The 26,866-nt window shown below is 67.6% G+C and carries 33 protein-coding genes, 1 pseudogene and 1 riboswitch; of the genes and pseudogenes, 17 read left to right on the top strand and 17 right to left on the bottom strand.

Features of this window, described 5'->3' with window-relative positions:
• Positions 1-4 precede the first annotated feature (4 nt).
• From BW991_RS18020 to rlmH, 4 genes are read left to right on the top strand one after another with little or no spacing between them, the layout of a single operon-like run.
• Entirely contained in the window at positions 5-778 is a 774-nt protein-coding gene (locus BW991_RS18020; protein ID WP_076603505.1) for a BPSS1780 family membrane protein, read from the top strand.
• Positions 759-1,442 (top strand): nicotinate-nucleotide adenylyltransferase, encoded by a 684-nt coding sequence (gene nadD, locus BW991_RS18015; RefSeq protein ID WP_076603504.1) that lies wholly within the window; start codon positions 759-761, stop codon positions 1,440-1,442. Before BW991_RS18020 ends, nadD begins: the two co-directional genes overlap by 20 nt.
• On the top strand, positions 1,442-1,810 hold the full coding sequence (rsfS, locus tag BW991_RS18010; protein ID WP_076603503.1) for a ribosome silencing factor: 369 nt from the start codon (positions 1,442-1,444) through the stop codon (positions 1,808-1,810). Before nadD ends, rsfS begins: the two co-directional genes overlap by 1 nt.
• 52 nt (positions 1,811-1,862) lie before the next feature.
• Positions 1,863-2,333, top strand: coding sequence for a 23S rRNA (pseudouridine(1915)-N(3))-methyltransferase RlmH (gene rlmH, locus BW991_RS18005; protein WP_076603502.1), 471 nt, complete (start codon positions 1,863-1,865; stop codon positions 2,331-2,333).
• Positions 2,334-2,341: 8 nt separating this feature from the next.
• Here the strand turns inward: rlmH and BW991_RS18000 are convergent, their stop codons facing one another.
• The 3 genes from BW991_RS18000 to BW991_RS17990 are packed head-to-tail and all read right to left on the bottom strand — an operon-like array spanning position 2,342 to position 4,189.
• Positions 2,342-2,821: a cupredoxin domain-containing protein gene (locus tag BW991_RS18000; RefSeq protein WP_170879133.1), complete on the bottom strand. Its 480-nt coding sequence runs from the start codon at positions 2,819-2,821 to the stop codon at positions 2,342-2,344.
• Between the two features lie 5 nt (positions 2,822-2,826).
• The gene (locus BW991_RS17995) at positions 2,827-3,714 is read right to left on the bottom strand and encodes an ethylbenzene dehydrogenase-related protein (RefSeq protein WP_076603500.1); all 888 of its coding nucleotides are present in this window, start codon (positions 3,712-3,714) and stop codon (positions 2,827-2,829) included.
• A gap of 10 nt (positions 3,715-3,724) precedes the next feature.
• Positions 3,725-4,189 (bottom strand): cupredoxin domain-containing protein, encoded by a 465-nt coding sequence (locus tag BW991_RS17990; protein WP_076603579.1) that lies wholly within the window; start codon positions 4,187-4,189, stop codon positions 3,725-3,727.
• A gap of 282 nt (positions 4,190-4,471) precedes the next feature.
• On the opposite strand from BW991_RS17990, the gene BW991_RS17985 reads away from it, so the two are divergent.
• From BW991_RS17985 to BW991_RS17955, 7 genes are all read left to right on the top strand, one after another.
• Complete coding sequence (locus tag BW991_RS17985; RefSeq protein ID WP_076603499.1) at positions 4,472-5,092, top strand: Maf family protein; 621 nt, start codon at positions 4,472-4,474, stop codon at positions 5,090-5,092.
• A 106-nt stretch (positions 5,093-5,198) separates the two neighbouring features.
• A complete protein-coding gene (rng, locus tag BW991_RS17980) occupies positions 5,199-6,653 on the top strand; it encodes a ribonuclease G (RefSeq protein WP_076603498.1) in 1,455 nt (484 codons plus the stop codon).
• Positions 6,654-6,666: 13 nt separating this feature from the next.
• Positions 6,667-7,278, top strand: a complete 612-nt coding sequence (locus tag BW991_RS17975) for a DUF1294 domain-containing protein (protein WP_076603578.1) — start codon at positions 6,667-6,669, stop codon at positions 7,276-7,278.
• Positions 7,268-8,209, top strand: a complete 942-nt coding sequence (locus tag BW991_RS17970; RefSeq protein WP_076603497.1) for a prenyltransferase — start codon at positions 7,268-7,270, stop codon at positions 8,207-8,209. Before BW991_RS17975 ends, BW991_RS17970 begins: the two co-directional genes overlap by 11 nt.
• A 22-nt stretch (positions 8,210-8,231) precedes the next feature.
• On the top strand, positions 8,232-8,831 hold the full coding sequence (gene ruvA / locus BW991_RS17965; protein ID WP_076603496.1) for a Holliday junction branch migration protein RuvA: 600 nt from the start codon (positions 8,232-8,234) through the stop codon (positions 8,829-8,831).
• A 32-nt stretch (positions 8,832-8,863) separates the two neighbouring features.
• On the top strand, positions 8,864-9,913 hold the full coding sequence (gene ruvB / locus BW991_RS17960; RefSeq protein WP_076603495.1) for a Holliday junction branch migration DNA helicase RuvB: 1,050 nt from the start codon (positions 8,864-8,866) through the stop codon (positions 9,911-9,913).
• Between the two features lie 9 nt (positions 9,914-9,922).
• Positions 9,923-10,276, top strand: coding sequence for a hypothetical protein (locus BW991_RS17955; RefSeq protein WP_076603494.1), 354 nt, complete (start codon positions 9,923-9,925; stop codon positions 10,274-10,276).
• Between the two features lie 41 nt (positions 10,277-10,317).
• On the opposite strand, the gene BW991_RS17950 is transcribed toward BW991_RS17955, so the two are convergent.
• From BW991_RS17950 to BW991_RS17920, 7 genes are all read right to left on the bottom strand, one after another.
• On the bottom strand, positions 10,318-11,508 hold the full coding sequence (locus tag BW991_RS17950) for a class I SAM-dependent rRNA methyltransferase (RefSeq protein WP_076603493.1): 1,191 nt from the start codon (positions 11,506-11,508) through the stop codon (positions 10,318-10,320).
• Between the two features lie 95 nt (positions 11,509-11,603).
• Positions 11,604-12,110, bottom strand: coding sequence for an IclR family transcriptional regulator (locus BW991_RS17945; RefSeq protein ID WP_170879132.1), 507 nt, complete (start codon positions 12,108-12,110; stop codon positions 11,604-11,606).
• A 196-nt stretch (positions 12,111-12,306) separates the two neighbouring features.
• Positions 12,307-13,227: a tyrosine recombinase XerC gene (xerC, locus tag BW991_RS17940; protein ID WP_076603491.1), complete on the bottom strand. Its 921-nt coding sequence runs from the start codon at positions 13,225-13,227 to the stop codon at positions 12,307-12,309.
• Between the two features lie 2 nt (positions 13,228-13,229).
• Positions 13,230-13,880 (bottom strand): DUF484 family protein, encoded by a 651-nt coding sequence (locus BW991_RS17935; RefSeq protein ID WP_076603490.1) that lies wholly within the window; start codon positions 13,878-13,880, stop codon positions 13,230-13,232.
• A gap of 91 nt (positions 13,881-13,971) precedes the next feature.
• The gene (dapF, locus tag BW991_RS17930) at positions 13,972-14,805 is read right to left on the bottom strand and encodes a diaminopimelate epimerase (protein WP_076603489.1); all 834 of its coding nucleotides are present in this window, start codon (positions 14,803-14,805) and stop codon (positions 13,972-13,974) included.
• Positions 14,806-14,899: 94 nt separating this feature from the next.
• Positions 14,900-15,784, bottom strand: a complete 885-nt coding sequence (locus BW991_RS17925) for a lysophospholipid acyltransferase family protein (protein ID WP_076603488.1) — start codon at positions 15,782-15,784, stop codon at positions 14,900-14,902.
• Complete coding sequence (locus tag BW991_RS17920; RefSeq protein WP_076603577.1) at positions 15,784-16,644, bottom strand: lysophospholipid acyltransferase family protein; 861 nt, start codon at positions 16,642-16,644, stop codon at positions 15,784-15,786. The genes BW991_RS17925 and BW991_RS17920 overlap by 1 nt, the downstream gene beginning before the upstream one ends.
• Before the next feature lie 228 nt (positions 16,645-16,872).
• Between BW991_RS17920 and metK the strand changes: the two genes are divergently transcribed.
• Complete coding sequence (metK, locus tag BW991_RS17915) at positions 16,873-18,039, top strand: methionine adenosyltransferase (protein WP_076603487.1); 1,167 nt, start codon at positions 16,873-16,875, stop codon at positions 18,037-18,039.
• A gap of 82 nt (positions 18,040-18,121) precedes the next feature.
• Here the strand turns inward: metK and BW991_RS17910 are convergent, their stop codons facing one another.
• From BW991_RS17910 to BW991_RS17900, 3 genes are all read right to left on the bottom strand, one after another.
• Complete coding sequence (locus BW991_RS17910) at positions 18,122-18,616, bottom strand: cytochrome P460 family protein (protein ID WP_076603486.1); 495 nt, start codon at positions 18,614-18,616, stop codon at positions 18,122-18,124.
• Positions 18,617-18,719: 103 nt separating this feature from the next.
• Positions 18,720-18,980: a translation initiation factor IF-1 gene (gene infA, locus BW991_RS17905; protein ID WP_026296207.1), complete on the bottom strand. Its 261-nt coding sequence runs from the start codon at positions 18,978-18,980 to the stop codon at positions 18,720-18,722.
• A gap of 140 nt (positions 18,981-19,120) precedes the next feature.
• Positions 19,121-19,327 (bottom strand): cold-shock protein, encoded by a 207-nt coding sequence (locus BW991_RS17900; protein WP_076603485.1) that lies wholly within the window; start codon positions 19,325-19,327, stop codon positions 19,121-19,123.
• A 368-nt stretch (positions 19,328-19,695) separates the two neighbouring features.
• On the opposite strand from BW991_RS17900, the gene BW991_RS17895 reads away from it, so the two are divergent.
• From BW991_RS17895 to metF, 3 genes are all read left to right on the top strand, one after another.
• On the top strand, positions 19,696-20,211 hold the full coding sequence (locus BW991_RS17895) for a DUF2242 domain-containing protein (protein ID WP_076603484.1): 516 nt from the start codon (positions 19,696-19,698) through the stop codon (positions 20,209-20,211).
• A gap of 56 nt (positions 20,212-20,267) precedes the next feature.
• A riboswitch (S-adenosyl-L-homocysteine riboswitch) is annotated at positions 20,268-20,332 on the top strand.
• Between the two features lie 74 nt (positions 20,333-20,406).
• Positions 20,407-21,834: an adenosylhomocysteinase gene (ahcY, locus tag BW991_RS17890; protein ID WP_076603483.1), complete on the top strand. Its 1,428-nt coding sequence runs from the start codon at positions 20,407-20,409 to the stop codon at positions 21,832-21,834.
• A gap of 12 nt (positions 21,835-21,846) precedes the next feature.
• Positions 21,847-22,680, top strand: a complete 834-nt coding sequence (gene metF, locus BW991_RS17885; protein ID WP_076603482.1) for a methylenetetrahydrofolate reductase [NAD(P)H] — start codon at positions 21,847-21,849, stop codon at positions 22,678-22,680.
• 28 nt (positions 22,681-22,708) lie between these two features.
• On the opposite strand, the gene BW991_RS24485 is transcribed toward metF, so the two are convergent.
• Complete coding sequence (locus BW991_RS24485; protein ID WP_425290214.1) at positions 22,709-23,083, bottom strand: CZB domain-containing protein; 375 nt, start codon at positions 23,081-23,083, stop codon at positions 22,709-22,711.
• A gap of 45 nt (positions 23,084-23,128) precedes the next feature.
• A pseudogene (locus BW991_RS24480) lies at positions 23,129-23,410 on the bottom strand (methyl-accepting chemotaxis protein); the annotation flags it as partial.
• 758 nt (positions 23,411-24,168) lie between these two features.
• On the opposite strand from BW991_RS24480, the gene BW991_RS17875 reads away from it, so the two are divergent.
• Positions 24,169-24,771: a DUF1326 domain-containing protein gene (locus BW991_RS17875; RefSeq protein WP_076603480.1), complete on the top strand. Its 603-nt coding sequence runs from the start codon at positions 24,169-24,171 to the stop codon at positions 24,769-24,771.
• A 30-nt stretch (positions 24,772-24,801) separates the two neighbouring features.
• Positions 24,802-25,608, top strand: a complete 807-nt coding sequence (locus BW991_RS17870; RefSeq protein WP_084205139.1) for a DUF2182 domain-containing protein — start codon at positions 24,802-24,804, stop codon at positions 25,606-25,608.
• On the opposite strand, the gene BW991_RS17865 is transcribed toward BW991_RS17870, so the two are convergent.
• Positions 25,593-25,889, bottom strand: coding sequence for a hypothetical protein (locus tag BW991_RS17865; protein ID WP_076603479.1), 297 nt, complete (start codon positions 25,887-25,889; stop codon positions 25,593-25,595). The genes BW991_RS17870 and BW991_RS17865 overlap by 16 nt on opposite strands.
• Positions 25,890-25,962: 73 nt before the next feature.
• The gene (locus BW991_RS17860; protein ID WP_076603478.1) at positions 25,963-26,853 is read right to left on the bottom strand and encodes a DMT family transporter; all 891 of its coding nucleotides are present in this window, start codon (positions 26,851-26,853) and stop codon (positions 25,963-25,965) included.
• Between the last annotated feature and the right edge of the window lie 13 nt (positions 26,854-26,866).

The following is a 26,866-nucleotide window of genomic DNA, read 5'->3' as shown; positions in this document are numbered from 1 at the left end:
GCGCATGCAAGCACGACAACTTCCGGCCCAGCGCGGCTTCGCGTGGCTCGGCGAAGGCCTGCAACTGTGGCGACGCAACCCCGCGCTGCTCACCTTCGCGTCCTTCGGCTACCTGCTGCTGCTGATCCTTGTCAGCGTCGCGCCGTTCATCGGGCAGATCCTCGCGTCGTTGTTGACGCCCGTCCTGTCGCTGGGCGTGCTGAACACCTGCCGGGCCATCGACGCCGGCCGCAAGGCCGGGCCGGACGTACTGTTCTCGGGTTTCCAGCAGAATCTCCCCGCACTGATCATAATCGGCGCCATCAACTTCGCCGGCGTCTGGCTGGTACTGGGGCTGACCGCGATTGCAGACGACGGCACCCTGTTCCGGCTCATGACCAGCGGCGGCAAGCTCGACCCCGACATCGCCACCAGCGGCGGCTTCACGATGGCGCTGCTGATCGCGATCACGCTGTCCACGCCGGTGATGATGGCCTACTGGTTCGCGCCGCTCCTCGCGGGCTGGTGGAAGGTGTCGGCCCCCAAGGCGATGTTCTTCAGCTTCTTCGCGTGCCTGCGCAACTGGCGCCCCTTTCTCGCGTACTCGATCGCGCTGACGCTGTTCGGCGCGATCCTGCCGGGCATCGTGCTCGGCATCGTCGGCATGGTCTCGCCGACGCTCGCGACGCTGCTCTCGGTGCCGCTGCCGCTGCTGCTGATCCCGATCATCTTCGCCAGCTTCTACACCAACGCGCGCGACATCTTCGGCGAACCCGACAATGTCCCCGAGCAAGCCTGACGCGGGCGCACTGGGGGTGCTGGGCGGCACCTTCGACCCGATCCATTTCGGCCACCTGCGCCTCGCCGAAGAGGCCCGCGAGGCGCTCGGGCTCGCGCAGGTCGTGCTGATCCCGGCCGGCCAGCCGCCGCACCGCGATGTGCCACAGTCCCCTGCCGCCGACCGCCTGGCGATGGTGCAGCTGGCGAGCGCCGGCAATCCGGGCCTCGCCGTCGACGACGGCGAAGTGTTCGCGTCGAGCAAGAGCTTCACGGTGCTGACGCTGGAGCGCCTGCGCGCACTGCACGGGGCGCAGCGCCCGCTGGTGCTGATCCTCGGTGCCGACGCCTTCAACGGATTGCCGGGCTGGCACCGCTGGCAGGAGCTCTTCGCTCTCGCCCACATCGCGGTCGCCAACCGCCCGGGCTTCGCCCCGCATGGCCGGCGCTGGCCCGGCACGCTGTCGCCGGAACTCGACGCGGCGTGCGCGGGTCGCATCGACACGGACCCCGCCGTCCTGCACCGGAGCCCTGCCGGACGGGTGGTTCCCTTCGACATGACGCCGCTGGCGATCTCCGCGTCGCTGATCCGCGACCTCATCCGCGGCGGGCAGAGCGCCCGCTATTTGCTGCCCGATTCGGTTCTCGACTATATTGGGCTGCACCACCTTTACCGCAGAACCTGATGGACACCCGCACACTCGAAAAGACCGTCGTCGCCGCACTCGAAGACATCAAGGCCAAGGACATCGAAGTCATCGACACGACCCGATTGACCTCGCTGTTCGACCGCATCGTCATCGCCACCGGCGACTCCAACCGCCAGACGCGGGCTCTGGCGCGCAACGTGCAGGAAAAGGTCCGCGAAGCCGGCGCCCCGGTCGTCAGCGTGGAAGGCGAGGAAACCGGGGAATGGGTGCTCGTCGACCTCGGCGACATCGTCGTGCACATCATGCAGCCGGCGATCCGTAGTTACTACAACCTCGAGGAACTGTGGGCCGCCCCCTCGACCCTGCGGCGCGGCCGCACTACGGCAGACGTCGCCGCGCAGTGACACGCCCCCTGCGGCCGGCCCCGGGCCGACCGCGCCTCCTGCATACTCAAGCATGAAACTGCTGATCGTCGCCGTCGGCACGCGCATGCCCGCGTGGGTCGAGGCCGGCTTCGACGAGTTCGCGCGCCGCATGCCGCGCGAACTGCCGCTGCAGCTCGTCGAGGTGAAGGCCGAGCCGCGCACCACCGGCAAGACCGTCGAAGCGATGATGGCGGCCGAGGCGACGCGCATCGAGGCAGCCCTGCCGCCGCGCTGTCGCCGCATCATCCTCGACGAGCGCGGCAGCGACCTCACGACCGTCGAACTATCGCGCCGACTGGAAGCCTGGCAGGCCGATGGAGCCGACGCAGCGCTGATCGTCGGCGGCCCCGACGGCCTGTCGCCGGCCCTGAAATCGAGCGCGCACGAGCGTATCCGCCTGTCGAGCCTCACGCTTCCGCATGCGCTGGTGCGCCCGCTGCTGGCCGAAGCGCTGTACCGCGCCTGGACGGTGCTGAAGAACCACCCTTACCACCGGGAGTGAGCGGCAGCCTACGGAACGACGCGGACGACCCCTTCCATGCCGTCCTCGCGATGCCCCGGCAGGCTGCAGAAGAAGGAATACTCGCCCGGCTTGAGCGGCACGAACCAGAGTTCGATGTTGTTGTGGGACCGCACGTAGACAGAATTCACGTCGTCCGCGATCACGCGCCCGACGCTGGAATTCACCATGCGCAGCGCGATCACCTTCTCGTCGAAGAGCGAGCCGCCGACCATGTCGTGCGCCACCGCACCGACATTGCGCAGCACCAGCTTGTACGGCCGGCCGACCACGAAGCGGATCTCGTCGGGCTCGTAGCTGTGGTCCTCGAGCGCGACCTCGACTTCGGCCGCTTCCGACCAGTCGATGCCGGCGAGCGCCGGATGCATGCGCACGACCGGTTCGTCGTCGGCCGTCGCGCCCCCCGCGCCGAGCGCGAGCAGGCAAGCGAGCAGCGTCGCCCGCAGGGCGTCGCCCAAGGAATGCCGCATGCTCATCATTTCACCGCACCGAAGTCGAATACCAGCGGCTCGGACACGCTCTTGTGCTCGGCATTGGCCTTGTTGAACACGGCGATCTGCCCGGTGAACCGGGATCCCGCCTTGAGTACGACGTCGTCCGCGTGGCCCGAATCGAGGGCACGGGCAAATTCCAGATTCCAGTGCCCGGCCTTCCACACGCCCCGGGCAGCGACGTCCGCGACGCTGCCCGAAGCGTTCGCCGCTACGAACGACGGCAGGCGGTCGCCCTTGTTTTCCTTCGGGCGCGGCAGCATCTCGTAGGGCGCAACGCCTTCGTCGCGGCGCTTCGAGATGTAGATCACCGGACCGTCCTTCACCTGATACTCGGCAGCCGATTCCTGCATCTTCGTCGTGACATGGTGCGTCATGTCCTCGGCAATGCCGCCCGCATTGGTCCGCGCCGCCGACCACAGCCAGACGTCGACTTTGTAGTCCTTGGTCGACAGCATCGTGCGATCGAAGTCCCCGGCGAGATGGAAGCGCACCGCGAACATGTCCTCGAGCTGGTTCTCGCGCTGGTACTTGTCGCCGCGCCAGCTCCATTCCTTGTGCACGGTGTCGGCGGCATCGTCGGGATAGCGCGCGGCAAGATAGAAGCGCCCCGCCGCGACGCCGGCCTTGAGCTCGACCGTGAGGCTGCCCGCCACATTACGCTCGCCGGCCGGATCGAGACCGTACTTCGCGCGCTCCTCGCGTTCCAGCGCAGGCTTCACCGGCACCTTGACCCAGCCGCTGCCGCCCCACTCGCCCAGTTCTCCATCGACTTTCGGAGCGGCGGCGAGGTTCGCCACCGGAATCACCTGCGGCGTCTGGGCCTGCGCCGCGAACGGCAGCAGCAGGAGGAGCGAGGGAAGAAGCTTCATGGGACCGGACTTATTCGACGACGATCTTGCCGTACATGCCCTGATCCTTGTGATCCTCGATCGTGCAGATGACGTCGAATTCGCCCTTGTTCACGGTGACGAAGAAGAGCTCGACCGAGCCGCCGTTCTTGTAGGCTTCGACGGCGGTGAAATACGGCGCCTTGATCTCGCCGCCATTCGGTTTGGGCGTCTGCACCTTGCGCCACGCGACCGACTTGAAGAACTCCGTCGCGGTGTAATAGTGGTCCTTCTGGCCCACGTTCTTGATCACCAGTCGGTACGGCTGGCCGGCCTTGAGCTTGAGATCCTGCGGCGTGAAGCTGTGCTCGGTGAGTTCGACCGTGATCGTTTCCATCGCGTCCCAGTTGGCGGCCTTCACGATTGCGGCGGCATCGGCGACCGGATCGGCGGCGCCTGCCGCGAGGGGAGCGGAAAGGACTGCCGCGGCGACGAGAGAGAGGAGGGACATGCGCATACCGACTTGCTCCAGGATGATCGGGCGGCGCAGCGGCGCCGGCCGGGTTTGACGATGCCGGATCGGCTCGCGTGCATCGACGACGTGGGCCATAAGCACGCGAGCATTTGATGACCAGCGAATTGTAGCAATTAAATGCAATCACAACGATGACGGACGGCCCCGAAAGCCGGACCGCCCCCGCCTGCATTCGAGGACGCCGCACACGCATACACGGGTCGCGGCACGGCAAGGAGGGTAGAATCCGCCCCAATAACCGCCGGTATCCCGCCCCCGACAGCCATGAGCAACCTCCAAGCCCGCATCTATCTCGCGTCGCGCAGTCCGCGCCGGCGCGAGCTCCTGCGCCAGATCGGCGTGCATTTCGACCTGCTGGTATTCCGCGGCACGGAGCGTGGCGCCGACGCCGACGTCGATGAGACGCCGCTGCCGGACGAAGACGTCGAGCACTACGTCGAGCGGGTCGCGCTCACCAAGGCCCAGGCCGGGTGCCGGCGCCTGCAATGGCGCACGCTGCCGCAGCACCCCGTGCTGTCGGCGGACACGACGCTCGAGCTCGACGGCGACATCATCGGCAAGCCGGCCGATGCGGTCGATGCCGCCGCGATCCTGCGCCGCCTGTCGGGACGCACGCATCGCGTGCTGACCGCGGTGGCGATGAGCGACGGCGCGCGCACGCGCAGCTGCATCAACGCCAGCGAAGTGCGCTTCCGCCCCATCACCGACGCCGAGATCCGCCACTACGTCGCAAGCGGGGAGCCGATGGACAAGGCCGGCGCATATGGAATCCAGGGGCGCGCCGCGGTCTTCATCGAGGAGATCCGCGGCAGCTACACCGGAATCATGGGCCTGCCGCTGTTCGAAACGGCACAGCTCCTCGACGCCTTCGGCTATCCCCTGTAAGCTCGGCAGGTCCCTGCCCGGGGTTTGCCGGGCCGCGCCCTCGATGGGCAATGCGCAATCGGTGCCTCACGTCTGCGCTTGCGCATTTCCCATTGGCAGCCTTTCCATGAGCATCGAATTCCTCATCAACTTCACGCCGCAGGAGACGCGCGTAGCGATCGTCGAACAGGGTGTCGTGCAGGAACTCCACGTCGAGCGCACCGCCAGCCGCGGCATCGTCGGCAACATCTACCTCGGCAAGGTCGTGCGCGTGCTGCCGGGCATGCAGTCGGCCTTCATCGACATCGGCCTCGAACGCACGGCCTTCCTGCACGTCGCGGACATCTGGAGCGACCGCCACAACGGCGACACCGGCAAGCCGATCGAACGCATCCTCGTCGAGGGCCAGAACCTCACCGTGCAGGTGTTGAAGGACCCGATCGGCACCAAGGGCGCGCGCCTGTCGACACAGATCAGCATCGCCGGCAGGCTGCTGGTGTACCTGCCCCAGGAAAAGCACATCGGCATCTCGCAGCGCATCGAGGACGAGGCCGAGCGGGAGGCGCTGCGCGAACGGCTCACGCGCCTCGTGCCCGAGGACGAGGCCGGCGGCTTCATCGTGCGCACGATGGCCGAATCGGCCTCGGACGAAGAGCTCGCGGCCGACATCGCCTACCTGCGCAAACTGTGGGGCGAGATCCGCAACAGCGCGACCGGGCGCTTCCCCCCCAGCGTGCTGTACGAAGACCTGGGCCTCGGCCAGCGCGTGCTGCGCGACCTCGTCAACGACGACACCACGCGCATCCTCGTCGACTCGCGCGAGAACTTCCAGAAGCTCACGAGTTTCGCGTCGGAATACAGCCCCAAGGTCCTGCCCCTGCTCGAGCACTACGGCGGCGAGCGCCCGTTGTTCGATCTGCACAGCGTCGAGGAGGAGATCCAGAAGGCGCTCGCGCGGCGCGTGAACCTCAAGTCCGGCGGCTACCTGATCATCGACCAGACCGAGGCGATGACCACCGTGGACGTGAACACCGGCGGCTTCGTCGGCGCACGCAACTTCGACGACACGATCTTCAAGACCAACCTCGAGGCGGCACAGACCATCGCCCGCCAACTGCGCCTGCGCAACCTCGGCGGCATCATCATCATCGACTTCATCGACATGGAAAACCCCGAGCACCGCGACATGGTGCTCGACGAATTCCGCAAGGCGCTCGCGCGCGACCACACCAAGATGACGGTGAACGGTTTCACCGCGCTGGGGCTGGTCGAAATGACGCGCAAGCGCACGCGCGAATCGCTCGCCCACCTGCTGTGCGAGCCCTGCCCGACCTGCGGCGGGCGCGGCGAGGTGAAGACCGCGCGCACCGTGTGCTACGAGATCCTGCGCGAACTGCTGCGCGAGGCGCGCCAGTTCAACGCGCGCGAGTTCCGCGTGCTCGCCGCACCGAACGTGATCGACCTCTTCCTCGACGAGGAATCGCAATCGCTCGCGATGCTGTCGGACTTCATCGGCAAGAAGATCTCGCTGCACCCGGAAGCGAGCTACTCGCAGGAACAGTTCGACATCGTGCTGCTTTAGGATGCGCCCCCCTATGCGATATCAGGGAAAGATCACCGAGTGGAACGACGACCGGGGCTTCGGTTTCGTCACGACCAACGGGACTAACGAACGGTACTTCTTTCACATCTCGGAGTTGCAGGGCTCGACGACAAGGCCGACGGCCGGGAAGATCGTGACCTATGAAATCGTCACGCCGAGCGACAAGAAATCCAGTGCCGTTAAGGTCAGGTATCCGGGGACCACTCCCGCGCGCCCGACACGAGCCGGTCGACCGTGGGGCTGGAGCCCGGATGCGATCATCGCCGGCGCACATGTAGCGGTTCCCCTGTGGCTCGTAAGCTCCGGCAAACTTCCGACCATGCTGATTGCCTTGATCGTTGGAATGAGCCTCGTCGCATTCGTGATGTACAACATCGACAAGCGACGAGCGGAACGCGATGCGTGGCGCATCCCGGAAAGCAACCTGCAGTTTGTTGGCTTGGCCGGCGGCTGGCTGGGAGCGCTGTCGGCGCAACGCATTTTCCGGCACAAATCGTCGAAGACCGCCTACGTGCACACCTTCCGGTTTTTCGGCGTTCTCGCCCTCGCCCTGATGATCGGAGCAGCTCGCTATAACGTCGCCAACTTCCTCAATGGCGTCTGAACCGCGACGGGATGCAGCGACATCCTCCATTCGGATTTACTTCGCGGCAACCCGACCCGCCTTCCTCAGCGTGACCCTGGTCGGCTGCCTGATCGGGCTGGCCGCGGCGCGTGCGGACGGCGTCGCGCTCGATGCGCTGCGTGCGGTCGTGACGGTGCTCTTCGCCCTGCTCGCCCATGCCGGCGCGAACGTGCTCAACGACTACCACGACGCGCTGAGCGGCGCCGACGCCGCGAACACCGACCGGCTCTATCCCTTCACCGGCGGCAGCCGTTTCATCCAGAACGGCGTGCTGACGACGGACCAGACCGCACGCTTCGCCTATGCGCTGCTCGGGCTGGTGGTGCCCGCGGGACTGTGGCTCGCCCTCGGCTCGGGTGTCGGTCTGATCGCGATCGGGCTCGCGGGACTCGTTTTCGGCTGGGCCTATTCGGCGCCGCCGCTCAGGCTCGCGAGCCGCGGGCTGGGCGAATTCGCGATCGCCGGAGCGTGGCTGCTGGTCGTCGCCGGCACGGACTTCGTGCAACGCGGGGCCTTCGCGTGGACGCCCGTCGCAGCGGGATTCTCGTTCGCGCTGCTGGTCGCGAACCTGCTCTTCATCAACCAGTTCCCCGACCGCGCCGGCGACGAGGCCGCAGGCAAGCGTACGCTGGTCGTGCGGCTGGGCGCCGATACGGCAAAATGGGGCTACTTCGCGATCGCGTTGGCGGCCTACGGCTGGCTCGTGCTGCAGGTCGGACGCTACAACCTTCCCCAGGCCTGCGCGGCGGCGGCGCTGACGCTGGTGCTGTCCTTCCACGCGGCGCGCCTGCTGCGCGAGCACGCAACCGAGCCGGCGGAACTGCGCCCGGCGATCAAATTGACGATCGCGGCCGCGAACCTGCACGGCCTCGTGCTCGCCGCGACACTCGCCTTCGCGCGCCACGCCTGACCCAACCCTCGGACCCGAATACATGATCGGACGCATCACCGGCATCCTGCTGGAAAAGAACCCGCCCCAGATCGTCGTCGACGTGCACGGCGTCGGCTACGAGATCGACGTGCCGATGAGCACCTTCTACGGCCTGCCCGCGAACGGCCAGCCGGTGACGCTGTTCACCCATCTGGCGGTGCGCGAGGACGGCCACTTCCTCTACGGCTTCGCCGGCGCCGACGAGCGCGCGGCCTTCCGCCAGCTGCTGAAGGTGTCCGGCATCGGCGCGCGCACCGCGCTCGCGGTGCTGTCCGGCCTGTCCGTGACCGATCTCGCACAGGCGGTCGCGCTGCAGGAGGCGGGACGCCTCGTGAAGATCCCCGGCATCGGCAAGAAGACCGCCGAACGCCTGCTGCTGGAACTGCGCGACAAGCTCGGCAAGGCGCTGCCGACTCTCGGCGCGACGGTCTCGACCGGCGTGGTCGCGGCCGCGCCGGACGCGCGCAGCGACATCCTCAACGCGCTGCTCGCGCTCGGTTACAACGAGAAGGAAGCGCTCGGCGCGATGAAGGTAGTCCCGGAAGACAGCGGCGTCTCCGACGGCATCCGCCTGGCGCTCAAGAGCCTGTCGAAGGCCTGAAGCGCCGGCTCGCGCTGCGCTAAACTTCCGCCATGATCGAAACCGACAAGCTGCACGCCCCGCGCATCATCTCCGCGCAGACCACCGACCGCCAGGAAGACGTCGTCGAGCGCGCGCTGCGCCCGAAGCGGCTGGCCGAGTACGTCGGCCAGGCGAAGATCCGCGAACAGCTCGAGATCTTCATCGCCGCGGCGCGCCAGCGCGGCGATGCGCTCGATCACGTGCTGCTGTTCGGCCCGCCGGGGCTGGGCAAGACCACGCTGGCGCACATCGTCGCCGCCGAGATGGGCGTGAATCTGCGTTCGACCTCCGGCCCGGTGCTGGAACGGGCCGGTGACCTCGCGGCGCTGCTCACGAACCTCGAGCCGCATGACGTGCTCTTCATCGACGAAATCCACCGCCTGTCGCCGGTCGTCGAGGAGATCCTGTACCCGGCGCTGGAAGACTTCCAGATCGACATCATGATCGGCGAAGGGCCCGCGGCGCGCTCGGTGAAGCTCGACCTGCCGCCCTTCACGCTGGTCGGCGCGACCACCCGCGCGGGCATGCTGACCAACCCGCTGCGCGACCGCTTCGGCATCGTCTCGCGGCTGGAGTTCTACACGCCGGAAGAACTCGCCTACATCGTGACCCGCTCGGCGCGCCTGCTCGAGGTGACGATCGACGACAGCGGCGCCTTCGAGATCGCGCGCCGCTCGCGCGGCACCCCGCGCATCGCCAACCGCCTGCTGCGCCGCGTGCGCGACTATGCGCAGGTGAAGGCCGGGGGCGACATCACCGCCGCCGTCGCCGACGCGGCGCTGCGGATGCTGGACGTGGATCATCTCGGCCTCGACCTGATGGACCGCAAGCTGCTCGGCGCGATGCTGGAGAAATTCGCCGGCGGACCGGTGGGCCTCGACAACCTCGCGGCGGCGATCGGCGAATCGTCCGACACCATCGAGGACGTACTGGAACCCTATCTCATCCAGCAGGGCTACCTGCAGCGCACGCCGCGGGGCCGCATCGCCACCGCGGCGATCTGGGAGCATTTCGGACTCGCACGCCCGGGGCGCGGCGACGGGGACCTGTTCGGCGCCTGAGCCCACGCGATGCGCACCTTCATCGCCTTCACGATCGTACTCTGCACCGTGGGCGGCCTTTGGCTGCTGCAGGGCCCCGCCTTCTTCTGGCCGGACCGCTTCGACCCGTCTCAGGGCGTGTTTCTCGGCGGGTTCACATCGCAACTGCTGGGCGGCGGCCTGCTGGCAATCGCCGCCGCGGGACTGATGGCAATCGCGCAGGCGCGGCGGGGTCGCGTGGGCACCGCATCGCAAGGCTGGCAGATCCGCTACTTCGTTCTGATCCTGCTCGCCATCGGCCTGGTCAGCGCGGCATTCAACCTCGGCGAACGCGGTCCGAATCCGGACTGGCGCGCGCCGGACAATTCCGCCAGTCCGACGTAGGGCGGGAAACGAGGTTTCGGCGCGGGAAAAGGCGTAGCGCCTTAACCGATCTGAACCGCCAAGCCCTTCAGATACTCTCCCTCGGGCACCGCGAGCCCGATCGGGTGGTCCGCCGCGGCGGACAGCCGGTGCAGGATGCGCGCATCGACACCGGCGTCGCTCGCCGCGCCGGCGACGATCTTCTGGAAGAGCTCCAGCCCGATGCCGCCCGAGCACGAGTAGGTCATCAGGATGCCGCCCGGGTTGAGCAGGCGGAACCCGAAGAGATTGATGTCCTTGTACGCGCGCGCGGCACGGTCGGCATGCGCGGCCGAGGGCGCGAACTTGGGTGGATCCAGCACGATGAGGTCGAAAGTCCGCCCCTCGGCCTTCAGCGCGCGCAGCGCGGCGAACACGTCCGCCTCCATCCACTCCGCACGGCCCGCGTCGAGCTGCGGATTGAGCGCAACGTTGCGACGTGCGACGTCCAGCGCCGGCCCGGAGGAATCGATCGACAGCACCGACGTCGCGCCGCCCGCAAGCGCCTGCAGCGAGAAACCGCCCGTATAGCAGAAGCAGTTCAGCACGCTGCGTCCGTCGGCAAGGAGTCCGGTGAGGCGGCGGTTGTCGCGCTGATCGAGGTAGAAACCGGTCTTGTGCCCGGCGACGACATCGACTTCCATGCGCACGCCGTTCTCGACGATGGTCAGCGCGTCCTGCGGCAGCTCGCCGAAGACGCAGCCGGTCTGCGGCCCCAGCCCTTCGAGCTTGCGCACGTCGGAGTCGGAGCGCTCGTACACCGCCTTGCAGCCCGTCGCCTGCACCAGCCCGGCGACGATCGCGTCGCGCCATTTCTCGGCACCGGCGCTGGTGAGCTGCACGACCACCACGTCGCCGAAGCGGTCCGCGATCACGCCCGGCAGCCCGTCGGACTCGCCGTGGATCAGGCGCACGCCACTCTCGTTCGCGAGCAGCGGATGGGTCGCGCGACGGGCGACCGACTCCGCGACACGCCGCTTGAAGAAGGCATGGTCGATCGAGGTGTCCGGCGCGAAGGTCCACATGCGCGCGCGGATCTGCGACTCCGGCGACCAGGCGGCACGGCCGAGCGGACGGCCGTCGTCCGCAACGACCTCGACCGTGTCGCCGGGCCGCGCGCGGCCTTCGAGACGGGCCACGGAGCCCGCGAACACCCACGGGTGGCGGCGCAGGAGCGAACGCTCCTTGCCGGGATTGAGAACGAGCTTGGACATGGCGAAGACCGGGGAAGGAATCAGGCGCGAGAGTTTAAAGCCACGCGCCGCCCCCCGCCAGCGGACGATCCACCGCGCTGCGGCGCGGACCGCACTCAGTCCTGCATGCGCTTGCGGATGCGGTCGGCGGTATCGAGCAGTTCCGGCAGATCGCGCGAGCCCAGCAGACTGCCGAAATGGTCGATCGCGCGCTGCGTCAGGAACAGGTGTCCATTGCCACGGCGCGTGATCCAGCCGAGCTCGACGAGGCGCACGATCTTGCGTCGCACCGTCTCGCGCGGCAGACCGGTCGCCGCGGCGATCGAATAAGCGTTGCACGGGCGCATGACAGTGGCAAACCTGTCGCCATCGATGCTGACGTTCGCCTCGCCGCTGTTTTCGAGCGCGCCGATGTTATGCAGTGCGATTTCGCCGAGCAGCAGCGGCAACAGGATGTCGCGCTCGAACTCTTCGAACAGGCGCCTCAGGCTGCGTATCTGGTAACGGGCCAGCAGGATCCCTGCTGCACGCAGCGGCGAAGGACAGGAGCCCTCTGCCACGGCATAGCCCCGCTCTCCGGCACTCGGGCTGTTGGCTTCTGGAATTTTTGTAGTGCGGCGCATGGCTGCCTTTCTCCCGACGCCCGCGACTGGGGGCGTAAGGCAGACTTGTCGGGGTCAAACGAAGCGGTTCTTGTTGGGCTTCTCTTGCTTTGAGCATAGCGCAGACACGCCCCGCAACCGGGATTTTCGCTACCCGATTTGGGCAGGATTTCACAACCCCGATTTTTAAAACAAATATTTCCTGACGAAAGGCAATTCAGCGGCGACGCGCGCGCGGATGCGCGGCATCATAGACTTTTGCGAGATGCTGGAAATCGAGGTGGGTATAGACCTGCGTGCTGCGGATGCTCGCATGGCCGAGCAGTTCCTGCACCGCCCTGAGATCGCCGCTCGACTGCAGCACATGGCTCGCGAAACTGTGGCGCAGCATATGCGGATGCACATGCACGCCGAGGCCGCGCATCTGCGCCCAGCGCGCCAGGCGCGAGCGGATCGCGCCGGAACTCATGCGCGTGCCGCTGCGCGTGACGAAGAGCGCGGGCTCGCCGTTCCGGGCCAGTGCGTCGCGCTGCGCGAGCCACGCCGCGAGGGCGGCGACGGCCTGCGTGCCGACCGGCACGGAACGCATTTTGTTACGCTTTCCGCGTACCGTAACCATGCGTTCGGCAAGGTCGAGCGCGGGGCCGACGTCGAGCGCCGCCAGTTCCGCCAGACGCAGCCCAGACGAATACAGCAGCTCGAACATCGCGTGGTCGCGCACCTCCAGCCCGTCCCCGGCCTCGGCGTCGAGCAGCGCCTGCGCCTGGTCGGGCGACAGCGCCTTGGGCAAGGGCTGCGGCGATTTGGGCGGGCGCACGCCTTCGGCGGGATTCACACCCATCTCCCCGCGCTGGCGGATGAACCAGCGGAACAGCCCGCGCCACGCAGACAACGCGCGCGCGATCGAACGTCCGCCCAGGCCTTCGCCGTGCATGCGCGCGACAAAGCGGCGGATGTCGTGGGAAGAGAGGGTCTGCGGCGCGCGCCCGTCGGCAAGCCGAAGCAGGCGCTCGAGATCGCGACGGTAGTTCTCCAGCGTCAGCGCGGCGGCGCGCCGCTGGGTCGCGAGATAACCGAGATAGGCCGCCAGCCACTCGGGCGGCTCCGCGACAACGGCCGGGGCGTCGCGGCCGGTCATGCTCAGCCCAGCTGCCGGCGCAGCGCCGAAGCGACGATGTCGCCGATGCGCGAGACGTAGAGCGTGCCCATCTCCGGGTAGAAGCGCTCGCTCTCCTGGCTGCCGAGGGCAAGCAGTCCGAACGTCTGCGCGTCGCGGCGCAGCGGGATCAGCGCGACCGAACGCACATGCGCCGAGGCGTCGCCGAACCATTCGAGCACTTCGAGATTGACCGGGGCGCCGCAATAGGGATGGCGCATGTCGCCGGCGAAGAAGCGCATCGCCTCGCTGACGGGCGCGAAGTCCTCGGCCTCGCGGGTGAGGACCGAGTTCCACACGCGCAGCGCGATGCTGGGCACGGAGAAATCGTCGCGCAGGTTCTCGAACAGCGAGTGACGCAGCGTTTCGTAGTCCTCGGCCTCGAGCAGCGCGAGCGTCAGGCGATGCACCTTCTCGCCGATCTCGTCGTTCTCCTCGCCGAAACGGATCAGCTCGGCGAGCTTGCCTTCGAGGAGCCGGATCTTGTCGCGCAGCGCGTGCAGCTGGCGCTCGGCGAGCGAGATCGCCTGTCCGCCGTGCGGATGCGGCACGGTCAGGTGGGTGAAGAGTTCGCCGTGCTCGGCGAGGAAATCCGGATGTTCCTTGAGATATCGTGCGACGTCGGCTGCATTCATGGAAAGACCGCTCCCTGCGGACGGTTCGCGTCCGCGCGTGTTCATTGGCAACCGGGCCGGCGCGTGGATGGCACGGCGCCGCCCGGCCCGATCATGCGAGTTCGATCTCGCCTGCAAATACCGTCACGGCCGGCCCGGTCATCAACACCGGCTCACCGACGCCCGCCCACGCGATCTCGAGTTCGCCGCCGCGCGTCTCCACGCGCACCGGCGACACCAGCAGTTCGCGCCGGATGCCCGCAACGACCGCCGCGCATGCGCCCGTGCCGCAGGCGAGCGTTTCGCCGGCGCCGCGCTCGTATACGCGCAGGCGGATGCGGTGCTCATCCACCACCTCCATGAAGCCGGCATTGACGCGGGCGGGGAAGCGCGCGTGGTTCTCGATCAGCGGCCCCTGCGCCGCCACCGGCGCGCCATCGACGTCGGCGACGACCTGCACCGCATGCGGGTTGCCCATCGACACGGCGGTGATCGCGACCGGCGTGCCGGCGACATCGAGCGGCTGCACGACGGCGTCCGAGTCCGACACGAAGGGCACGCGCGCGGGCGCGAACACCGGCACGCCCATGTCGACGGTGACGAGTCCGCTGTCCTCGAGGCGCGGCGCGATCACGCCGGACTTCGTCTCGACGCGGATCTCGCGCTTGGCGGTGAGCCCCTGCTCATGCACGAAACGCACGAAACAGCGCGCACCGTTGCCGCACTGCTCGACCTCGCCGCCGTCGGCGTTGAAGATGCGGTAGCGAAAATCCACACCCGCCTGCCCGGCCGGCTCGACCACCAGCAGCTGGTCGCAGCCGACGCCGAAATGGCGGTCGGCGAGGAAGCGGACACGCTCGGGCGTGAGCTCGACGTGCTGGCGCACGGCATCGATGACGACGAAGTCGTTGCCGAGGCCGTGCATTTTGGCGAAGCGCAGATGCATGGAAAGTGTTCCGCTCAGAAGGTTCGAATCGGCGCGCGCCGAACTGTGGGATTCTCGCGCAGCACCCCGGGGGAGTCCAGCGCGGCCGGGCCGCTCAGTACGGGCGCTTTTCACCCGGCGGGCGCGTCTTGAAGCGGCGATGCACCCAGTAGTACTGCTCCGGCATCGTGCGCACGACCGATTCGATCCACTGGTTCATGCGCAAGGTGTCGCCCTCGACGTCGTCGGTCGGGAAGTTCGCCCACGGTTCGCCCAGGCGCGTCACGTAGCCCTTCCCGCCCGGCAGCATTTCCGTCACCACCGGCACAACGGCCGCGCGCGCGAGGCGCGACAGGCGCGACAGGCCGGTGATCGTCGCCGCCGGCACGCCGAAGAAGGGCACGAAGATCGAATCCTCGCGCCCGTAGTCCATGTCCGGCAGGTAATAGAACGGGCGCCCCGCCTTCATCGCCTTGACGGTGCCGCGCACGCCGTCCTGGCGCGACAGCAGCAGCTGGTCGCCGAAGCGGCTGCGGCCGTGGAACAGCCAGTGGTCGAACACCGGATTGTTCTGACGCGCGTACACGCTCACGCTGTCGAACTCCATCGCGAAGCGCGCGCCACCCATGTCGAGGCCGAGGAAGTGCGGCGCCAGCAGCAGCACCGGGCGCCCCGCGGCGATCAGCGCATCGACGTGCTCGCGCCCTTCGAGCCGGATCATGCCCTTCAGGCGCTCCTCGCTCGCCCACCACAACAGCCCGCGCTCGAGCATGCTGCGACCCAGCGCACGGAAATGCGCCCGCGCGATGCGCGCGCGCTCCACCTCGTCCATCGCGGGAAAGCACAGGCGCAGGTTCACGTTGACGATGTGGCGGCGCCGGCCCGCGAAGCGGTACAGCAGCTCCCCCACCGCCGCGCCGATGCGCGCCTGCGCGCCGAGCGGCAACCAGTGCAGCAGCCAGAAGAGCGCGACGGCGATCCAGCTCGCGACGCGCGCCATCATCGTTCGCCCTCCGGCGCCGGCACGCCCGACGGACGCTTGTAGCGGTTGTAGCCCCACAGGTACTGCGCCGGGCCGGCGAGGATCAGGCGCTCGATCTCGCGGTTGATCGCGACGCAGCGCTCCTCCAGCGTGCCGGCGATCGGCTCGACCGGCTCGGAAATGCGCACGACGTAGCCCTCGCCGCGCGGCAGGCGCTCGGTCCAGATCATCAGCGCCTTTACGCCCTTCACCTCGGACAGGCGCGCCGCGAGCGTCATCGTCCACGCCGGCTTGCCGAAGAAGGGCGCCCACACGCCCTCACCCTGCCCTGGCGCCTGGTCGGGCAGCATGCCGACCATCTCGCCGCTCCTGAGCGCCTTCACCAGCCGCCGCACGCCCGACACGTCGGCCGGCGCGACGCGGATCTCGCCGCGCGCGCGCCCCGCCTCCATCAGCGGACCGAGGGACTCCTTGCGCGGCGGGCGGAACAGCACCGTGATCGGGCCGTGCGTCGAACAGTACTGCGCGCACATCTCGAAGCAGCCCAGATGCGGCGTCAGGAACAGCACGCTCGCCCCCTCGGCGCGGGCACGCTCGATCAGCTCGCGACCTTCGACGCGCACGACGCGCGCCAGCACCTCGTCCTGCGGGCGCAGCCACACGAAGGGCAACTCGAGCGCCTGGCGGCCGGCCTCGGCGATGGCCGCCTTCAGCAGCGCCGGATCCGGACGCCCGACGGCGTTCGCGAGATTGGCCTCGAGCCTGCGCGCGTAGGACGGCGAGAAACGCCACGTCAGCCAGCCGGCCCAGCCGCCGAGGCGGTGCAGCCATGCGAGCGGCAGTCGCGCGAGAATCCGGAAGAGTAGATTGACGATCACGGGCAAGGGGCCGGATCGCCGACAGGAAGTCCGCGATTGACCGGCCGGGTCCAAAGACTATAATTATCGCCTAGCCGCCGAGTTAATACGACAACTTGCAGGGCGGCGCCCGAACGTACCTGAGCGGTCGAGGCAAACAAGTACTGCTAAAGCGTCGCCTGCTCGACGAAATCCCCGGAGCCGGCCACGCCGGAAATCTCTGGGGATTTTTGTTTTCAGGAGCAGTGCATGAGCAGGGAATTCCTCTTCACCTCGGAATCGGTCTCGGAAGGTCATCCGGACAAGGTCGCCGACCAGGTCTCCGACGGCGTCCTCGACGCGATCCTCGCCGAAGACCCGAAGGCGCGCGTCGCCTGCGAGACGCTGGTATCGACCGGCCTCGTCGTGATCTCGGGCGAGATCACCACCACCGCCCACCCGAACTACCGCGAGATCGCGCAGGAAGTCATCCGCCGCATCGGCTACGACAACTCGGACATCGGTTTCGACTACAAGAGCTGCGCGGTGCTCGCCGCGATCAACCGCCAGTCGCCGGACATCGCGCAGGGCGTGAATGAAGGCGAAGGCCTCGATCTCGACCAGGGCGCGGGCGACCAGGGCCTGATGTTCGGCTACGCGTGCAACGAGACGCCCAGCCTGATGCCGCTGCCGATCTACTACGCGCACCGCGTCATGCAGCGCCAGGCCGAGCTGCGCAAGGACGGCCGCCTGCCGTGGCTGCGTCCGGACGCGAAGAGCCAGCTGACGGTGAAGTACGTCGACGGCAAGCCGGTCGCGATCGACACCGTCGTCGTGTCGACGCAGCACAGCCCGGAAGTCTCGCACGCGCAGATCGCCGAGGCCGTGATCGAAGAGATCATCAAGCCGGTGCTGCCGAAGGAACTGATGCAGGGCGAAGTGCGCTACCTGATCAACCCGACCGGCCGCTTCGTCATCGGCGGCCCGCACGGCGACTGCGGCCTCACCGGACGCAAGATCATCGTCGACACCTACGGCGGCGCGGCCCATCACGGCGGCGGCGCGTTCTCCGGCAAGGATCCGTCGAAGGTCGACCGCTCGGCCGCCTACGCCGGCCGCTGGGTCGCGAAGAACATCGTCGCGGCCGGCCTCGCCGACCGCTGCGAAGTACAGGTCGCGTACGCGATCGGCGTCGCGAAACCGGTGTCGATGATGGTCGAGACCTTCGGCACGGGCAAGGTCGCCGACGAGAAGATCGTCGAGCTGATCCAGCGCCACTTCGACCTGCGCCCGAAGGCGATCATCCAGGAGCTGAACCTGCTGCGCCCGATCTACGGCAAGACCGCCGCCTACGGCCACTTCGGCCGCGACGAGCCGGAGTTCACCTGGGAAAACACCGACAAGGCCGCCGCGCTGCGCGCCGACGCCGGCCTGTAAGCAGGCACCGGGCGGGATCACACGATTCCGCCCTGCCTCCCGACTCCGTCGTCGGGGCGTCAAGTCACGGCGCGCGCCAGATCTACGGCAGCTCGGCCGGCTTCGTGAACACGAAGTCCCTGTCCTTCACCGGCTGGTGGCAGCCGAAGCACTCCTGCACGAAGTTCGCGTCCGCGCCGTAAGGCTTCTGCGCCTTGCCGAGCCAGCGCGCAAACCCCCAGCCGCCCGTCGCGGGATACTTGGCACTGTCCTTGACCATGAATTCGGCATGGACGAAATCGCCCGGCGCGAGTGCCGTGTCCCAGCGGTCGTGCTTGACCGCCTTCCACACCAGCTTGCCGAGGATCGCGCCATCGGGCCACGGATTGGTGCGCCCCTCGCGCGCCGCCTTCGCGGCCGCCTGGTTGCCGAGGACCGCGCGCAGCGTATTGTTGTCGGAGCGGTGATGGACCGCGAGCACCTGCCACTCGCGGTAGCCCTCCGGCAAGGTGATGCCGTTGGGGGCGGGTTCGACCGCAGATGCGGAGGCGGCGGCGCAAAGCAGGGCGCCGGCCAGCAAGGGGAATCGTCTGCTCATGGGAAATCCTCGTCGTCGGGGAAAGCCGTGGTCGCGAGAGCGGCCCACGTCTCAGTCAAACAACCGACGAGCGCGAATTGTTCCAGGCAGGGGAAAAAAAGAATCAGCGGCGGCGACGCTGCTGCGGATTCACCGGGCCGCGGCCTTCGATGTGGCGGAAGGTGATGCGCCCCTTGCTCAGGTCGTAGGGCGACAGTTCCAGCGAAACCTTGTCTCCGCACAGGATGCGGATGTGATGCTTGCGCATCTTGCCGGCAGAGTACGCAACGAGATTGTGACCATTATCCAGCGTCACACGGAATCGGGCATCAGGCAGCACTTCGACCACCACTCCACCCATTTCGATCAGTTCTTCCTTGGCGATGACGTTTTCTCCTGGGAAAGGCGAAAAAAAGAAAAGGCCGGGCTTGTGCCAGGCCTTTCGGGATGCGTTCCGGAACGGATTCCGGTTACCGGTCCCGCCAGGGGCCGGAGGCGCGGCACTGCTGCCGCGCCGGCGCGGGCTTAGTCAGCCGCGCGGATGTTCGACGCCTGTTGACCCTTGGGGCCGGTCGTCACGTCGAAAGTGACGCGCTGACCTTCGGCCAGGGTCTTGAAGCCCGAACCCTGGATCGCCGAGAAATGGGCGAACAGGTCATCGCCGCCGCTTTCCGGGGTGATGAAACCAAAGCCCTTGGAGTCGTTGAACCACTTCACAGTACCGTTTGCCATGTCTTGTATTTCCTGAAAAATAAGGGACTTGCCCCTGAGGTGAGGGCGAAGGTCAAGACGGCAGGGTGAAGAGGAAAGGAATACCGCAGAAACAGCAGAGACCGGACCAGACAACAACTGTGCTACTTGAAGATCGCTGCTGCGCACTATGGACTGATTTGGCGTGCTCTGCAAACTAAATATCTTTTGTTACATTTCGCCCCGCATATGGACGCGCCCCCGCCGGCGCCGACTGCAGGCCGCGGGCGCGCACTACCGATGGGCTCAGGCGAGGATGCGTGTCGACTCGGCTGACCCGGCCCCCTGAACCGCAACGCGCCGGGATGCACTAATATCCGTTCTCGCACCCCCACACCGGATTTGCCCCCATGTTGCATCTCGCGCGTCGCGCCCATGTGCTGTTGTTGTCCGGGCTGCTGCTCGCCGGCTGCGCGTCCGCGCCGCCTCCCGCCTATCGCAGCGAGACCTTCGCCGCCGAATCGCCCTTCGTCACGTGGAGCACGCGCGATCCCGACGCCGCCTGCGAGGTCGGCAAGCGCGCCCTGCTGAGCCAGGGCTACCAGGTCGACGCATCGAACGCGACGCGCATCCGCGGCGAGAAGTTCTTCCTGCCGAAGACCGACTATGGCATGACGCTCAACATCACGCTGGTATGCCTGCCGAGCAACGTCGGCACCGCGATCTACGCGAACGCGCTGCAGACGCGCTACGAGCTGAAATCCGCCGCAACCAGCGCAGGCGTCGGCGTCGCCGGCATCGGCTCGATCTCGCTGCCGTGGACCGCCGACAAGGAGGCGCTGGTCAAGGTCGGCGAGGAAACGATCGCGGATCCGGATTTCTACAAGCGACTCTTCGGCCTGATCGACTCGCTGCAGGGCAGCTGATCCCCTCCGCTGCCCGCGCCTTGCGGCATCCGGGAACACCTACGCTATAATCCGCTCTTGCCGAGGAGCGCTGCGAGACTTTCGTCCCAGGCTCGGCTATCCGGAACTGCGCTCACCTTAACCCGTGCCGGGCACGGGGTGACGAGGTGAGCTCACCCGCAGCACCCCTTCCCGGCCACACGTTCAGGAGTTCACATGAACACTGTGGCTGAAAATTTCACCGATTACGTCGTCGCCGACCTCAAGCTCGCCGACTGGGGCCGCAAGGAAATCCGCATCGCGGAAACCGAGATGCCCGGCCTGATGGCGATCCGCGAGGAATTCGCCGCCGCGCAGCCGCTCAAGGGCGCGCGCATCACCGGCTCGCTGCACATGACGATCCAGACCGCGGTGCTGATCGAGACGCTGACCGCGCTCGGCGCCGAGGTGCGCTGGGCCTCGTGCAACATCTTCTCGACCCAGGACCACGCCGCCGCGGCGATCGCCGCCGAGGGCATCCCGGTCTTCGCGGTGAAGGGCGAGTCGCTCGCCGACTACTGGGACTACACCCACCGCATCTTCGAATGGCAGGACGGCGGCCGGGGTGAAAAGGTCTATTCCAACATGATCCTCGACGACGGCGGCGACGCGACGCTGCTGCTGCACCTCGGGGCGCGCGCCGAGAAGGACATCTCCGTGCTGGCGAAACCGGGCTCGGAAGAGGAAACCATCCTCTTCGCCGCGATCCGCGCCAAGCTCGCGCAGGACCCGACCTGGTACTCGACCCGCCTCGCGCAGGTGAAGGGCGTCACCGAAGAGACCACGACCGGCGTGCATCGCCTGTACCAGATGCACGAACGCGGCGAACTGAAGTTCCCGGCGATCAACGTCAACGACTCGGTCACCAAGTCCAAATTCGACAACCTGTACGGCTGCCGCGAGTCGCTCGTCGACGGCATCAAGCGCGCGACCGACGTGATGGTCGCGGGCAAGATTGCCGTGGTCGCCGGCTACGGCGACGTCGGCAAGGGCTCGGCGCAGGCGCTGCGCGCGCTCTCCGCGCAGGTGTGGGTCACCGAGATCGACCCGATCTGCGCGCTGCAGGCGGCGATGGAAGGCTACCGCGTCGTGACGTTGGACTACGCCGCCGAACACGCCGACATCTTCGTCACCGCCACCGGCAACTACCACGTGATCACGCATGATCACATGGCGAAGATGAAGGACCAGGCGATCGTGTGCAACATCGGCCACTTCGACAACGAGATCGACGTCGCGTCGATCGAGAAATACGAGTGGGAAGAGATCAAGCCGCAGGTCGACCATGTGATCTTCCCGGACGGCAAGCGCATCATCCTGCTCGCCAAGGGCCGCCTCGTGAACCTCGGCTGCGCGACCGGCCATCCGTCCTACGTGATGTCGTCGTCGTTCGCGAACCAGACGATCGCGCAGATCGAGCTGTACACGCGCACCGCTGACTACCCGGTCGGCGTCTACACGCTGCCCAAGCATCTGGACGAGAAGGTCGCGCGCCTGCAGCTGCGCAAGCTCAACGCGCAGCTCACCGAACTGACTGACGCGCAGGCGGACTACATCGGCGTGCCCAAGCAGGGGCCGTACAAGTCCGCCCATTACCGCTACTGATCGGAGCGAGCGATGGCCAAACCTGAAATTTCGATCGAGTTCTTCCCGCCGCAGACGCCGGACGGCGAGGACAAGCTGCGGGCGACGCGCGACAAGCTCGCGCGCCTCAAGCCCGCGTTCTTCTCGGTGACCTACGGCGCCGGCGGCTCGACGCGCGAGCGCACCTTCGCCGCGGTCAAGGAGATCGCCGCGCTCGGCTTCGAGGCGGCGCCGCACCTGTCGTGCATCGGCTCGACGCGCGACGGCATCCGCGAGATCCTTGCCGATTACTCCGCCGCCGGCATCCGCCGCATCGTCGCGCTGCGCGGCGACCTGCCGTCGGGCGTCGGCGATCCGGGCGAATTCCGCTACGCCAACGAGCTGGTGGAATTCATCCGCACCGAGACGGGCGACCGCTTCCACATAGAAGTCGCAGCCTATCCCGAGTGGCATCCGCAGGCGAGGAGCCCGCAGGACGACCTGCGGGCGTTCAAGCGCAAGGCCGACGCCGGCGCGAATTCGGCTATCACGCAGTACTTCTACAACGCCGACGCCTACCTGCACTTCGTCGACGCGGTTCGTGCGCTGGGGATCGACATCCCCATCGTGCCCGGGATCATGCCGATCGCGAGCTTCTCCAAGCTCGCGCGCTTTTCGGACGCCTGCGGCGCGGAGATCCCGCGCTGGATGCGCCGCAAGTTCGAGTCCTACGGCGACGACGCGGATTCCATCCGCGCCTTCGGTCTCGACGTGGTCACCGCGCTGTGCGAGCGCCTGCTCGCCGCCGGCGCCCCCGGCCTGCACTTCTACAGCATGAACCAGGCCGGCCTCACGACGGCCATCTGCGAGCGCCTCAGGCTCGTCTGACGGAAAGCCCCCCGCCAACGCGGGGGGCTCAGCTTGCGCGGACGCCTGCCCCGTTCGCGAGGTCCTGCAGGCAGTTCAGCACCTCCATGCTCGCGGCCTCCATCGCCGCGATGTCCTGCAGCCCGGACTGGCTGTCGCCCGACAGCAGACGTTCGAGACCGCGCCGGCCGCTCTCATGCACGCGCGCGTGCGGCGCCTCCAGCCTGCGATAGGCGGGCACGGACGCAAAGCGCTGGCCCGGACCCTCGTAGTACCATTTCCCCAGCCTGCACTTGTGGTGGCTGGAAAACTCCTCGGGGCGCCGGGTGGAATTGCCCGACGCGGCCTTGTAGACCTCCATCTTGAAGATCAGGTGGTCGAGCTTGGCCAGTTCGACGAAGCTGCGTACCGCCGCCCCTTCCATCATGTCCCCCATCTCGCGCGACAGGCCGAACAGCTCGTTCATGCTCCCGCGCACGCTGCGCCCGTCTTCGGCCGCTTCCGCGGCCTTGCCGGCGAGCGTCTGGATCATCGCCTGCGCCCGCCCGGTCTCGCCCTGGATCGTGCCGACCAGCTCCGAGATCTCGTTCGTCGCTGCTGCGGTGCGCTCCGCGAGCTTGCGCACCTCATCGGCGACCACCGCGAAGCCGCGCCCCTGCTCTCCGGCACGCGCGGCCTCGATGGCCGCGTTGAGCGCAAGCAGGTTGGTCTGGTCCGCGATCTCGCGGATCAGACGCACGATCCCGTCGATCTGTCCCGCACGCTGATCGAGCTGATGCACCGACGCGACGGTGCCCCGCGTTTCCTCCGCCAGTCCGTCGAGACTTGCCGAGATGCGCTCGATGGCGGTCGTGCTGCCGCTCGCCGACTGCGTCGATCGCAGGGCGACGTCATGCTGCTGTCTGAGCCCCTCGGCCAGCTGGCTGAACGTTCCCTGCACCGAAACCAGCGACTCGCCGTAGGTCTTGAGGTTCCCGAACAGCGCGTCGAGCATTTCGGTGCGCCGCGCCATCGCCTCCATCTCGCTGCGCTGTCGCGCAAGCTGCTCGTCGAGCCCGGCCGAACGCTCGCGCTCGCGTTCCAGCGCCTCCCTGCTCGCAGCAAGCTCCTGCCTCAGGGCTGCGAGCTCCGCCCCGCTTGCAAACCATCCCATGTCTTCATCTCCCTGCGCTTCGTTCATCAGCAGCCCGGCGCCGTGCCGGCACCGGGGGATCCGTTGCAATCAAAATATCGGCGGAAAACCTATGCCATTTAGTCTAATCGGATTTTCTAATACACATTCCGGTATCCGCTCGCAGGATGACTCCGGGCGAAGCACCGAAGCCCCCTTGGCCAAGATACCGAACGTCATTGACGCCGCTCCGGCTACGACTATATATGTAGAGTGAGACGCAATCTCATCACCCCCGACAGGGCGGTATCCGCACCCTCCCGCCGACCCCCTATCCGGTCGATACGGTCGCCTGCTCCCGACCGCCCCTGGCCAACCAGCCAACAAGGAGAACAGCCATGGCCTACCGGATCGAAGGACGACTGCTGGAAGTCTGTACCTGCAAGGCGATCTGCCCGTGCTGGATCGGCGACGATCCCGACGGCGGCACCTGCGACGGCACCCTCGCGTGGCACATCGACAAGGGCGAGATCGGCGGCACCGACGTGTCGGGCCTCACCTTCGGCATGCTGGCGCACATTCCCGGCAACGTGCTGAAGGGCAACTGGCGCGCCCTCGCCTTCGTCGACGAGCGCGCCAGCAAGGCGCAGGAAGAAGCGCTGCTGTCGGTATTCACCGGCAAGCTCGGCGGACCGGTCGCCGAACTGGCGCAACTGGTCGGCGAGGTGGTCGGGGTGGAGCGCGTCGCGATCGAGTTCGACGTCAAGGAAGGCTCGGGGCGGCTGCGCATCGGCGACACCGTCGCAGCCGACCTCGAATGCGCGCGCGGCCCCGAGCAGCGCCCGACCGTGATGAGCGACACGATCTTCTCGACGATTCCCGGCTCGCCCGCCTACATCGGCCGCGCGCCGCTCTACCGTGCACAGTCGGAGCCGCTCGGCATCAACGTCAACCTGAGCGGCTACAACTCGGTGCAGGGCGCGTTCTGCTTCCAGGCCTAGCATCCGGCAACCGCCCGACAGACAGAGTCCATGGCCGCGGCGCAAGCTCCGCAGCGCGCGATCTCCCGGCGCGACACGTTCGTCGTCGCGCTGGGAGCGCTGGTGCTCGCGGCATGGGTCGCCCTGTGGCTGTGGGAGCGCTCGCCCTACGGCCGCTACCTCAACCATGCCGAACTCGGCGGCCTCGCGCACGCCGCGACCGCCGATGCGGTGCTGGCGCAGTCGGCCCTGTACGTCGGCGGCTGGCTGCTGATGACGATCGCGATGATGCTGCCGACGACGCTGCCGCTGCTCGACGCCTTCCGCCGCCTGACCGCGCTGCGCGACGACCGCCACAGCCTGCTCGCACTCGTGATCGCGAGCTACCTCGGCGTGTGGCTGGCGGCCGGCGCCGCGATGCATCTCTTCGATTTTGGCCTGCACGAGGCCTTCGAGCATCTCGCCTGGCTGCAGGCCAACCCGTGGATGTTCGGCGCCGCGCCGCTGCTGCTCGCCGGCGCCTTCCAGTTCTCGGACCTCAAGCACCGCTGCCTCGAGCGTTGTCGTGCGCCGGTCGGTTTCGTCATCCAGCACTGGCGCGGCGGCAGCCCCGCGCTCCAGTCGCTGGCGATCGGCGCACACCACGGCCTGTTCTGTGTCGGCTGCTGCTGGGCGCTGATGCTGCTGATGTTCGCGGTCGGCACCGGCAGCATCGGCTGGATGCTCGCGCTCGGCGCCGTGATGGCGATCGAGAAGAACCTGAGCTGGGGCCGCCGCCTCAGCGCGCCGCTGGGCGTCGCACTGCTGCTGTGGGGCGGCGCGATCGCCGTTCCGCAGCTCCTTCACCCCATGCCGTGACGGCGCATCCAGGTGCGGAAGTCCTGCCTGGCCGCGACGCCGCGCAGGCGCCCCAGATGCAGCACGAGATTTTCGACCATCGTGTGCGCCGCAATCGCGGCCATGACCTCGAGGCGCTCCTCGGCGCCCATGCCGTGTTCGGCGAGCCGGTGGTCGATGTCGCAGAAATGGCGCGCCATGAGGCTGCGCGCCTCCTGCTCGCCGATGGCGAGCTCGCCGAAATCGATGTGATCCTCGGCTTCGATCTCGGCGATCAGGGACTCGACGGATTCTGGCGTCATGGCAGGACCTCGCGCGGATGGTGACATCCGTTTGGACAGCCCGCGTTCGCCGCGAGTTGCCGGGAACGTGTTGTCAGCGCCGCGCCATCACCAGCACGCCGGCGATCACGAGGGCCGCGCCGGCGAGCTGCGCAACGCCAAGGGCTTCGTCGAGCAGCAGCCAGCCGAGGAAGATCGTCACGACCGGGCCCAGCGTACCCATCAGCGACACCGGCCCGGCGCCGAGGCGGCGGATCGCCTCCGACACCAGCCACACCGGCGCGACCGTCGACATCAGCGCCATCGCGGTGCCGAGCGCGTACACCTGCCACGGCTGATCGAGCGCAGACACCGCCCGCAACACGAAGAATTGGCCGATGCACAACACGCACGCGACGCTCGTCGCGAACGCCGTCACGCGCATCGCACCGAGCCGGCCGACGACCTGACCATTGCCCATCAGGTACAGCGCATAGGACAGTGCGCTCGCGAACACCAGTGCGCCGCCCAGCGCGACGTCGCCTGCCTCCCCGGCGAGGTGGAGATCGTGCCCGACCGCAAGGCCGATGCCGCAGTAACACAATGCGAGCGCCGCCAGCGTGCGCCGGCCGATCGGCTTCGCGAGGAAGAGCGCCGACAGCAGGATCACCAGCGTCGGATACAGGAACAGGATCAGGCGCTCGAGCGCGGCGGTGATGTAGCGCAGACCGAGGAAGTCGAGGTAGCTCGACAGGTAGTAGCCGGAAAAACCCAGCGCGATCATCCACAGCCAGTCGCGCCCGTCCATGCGGTGCGCGGCGCGCGCGTCGGCGACCAGCCCCATCACGACGAAGAACGGCAGCGACAGGCCCATGCGCAGTGCGAGCAGAGTCTCCGCGTCCACGCCATAACGGTACGCGAGCTTGACGAAGATCGCCTTGAACGAGAATCCGATCGCACCGAGCGTCGCAAACAGCAGCCCGGTGCGATTCGAGGCGAGGCTCATCCGCTCAGTTTCG

The organism is Aromatoleum tolulyticum, from assembly GCF_900156155.1.
GTDB classification, from domain to species: Bacteria; Pseudomonadota; Gammaproteobacteria; order Burkholderiales; family Rhodocyclaceae; genus Aromatoleum; species Aromatoleum tolulyticum.
The sequence above is the reverse complement of the archived record's forward strand: the minus strand, read 5'-3'. Positions and strand labels throughout refer to the sequence as shown.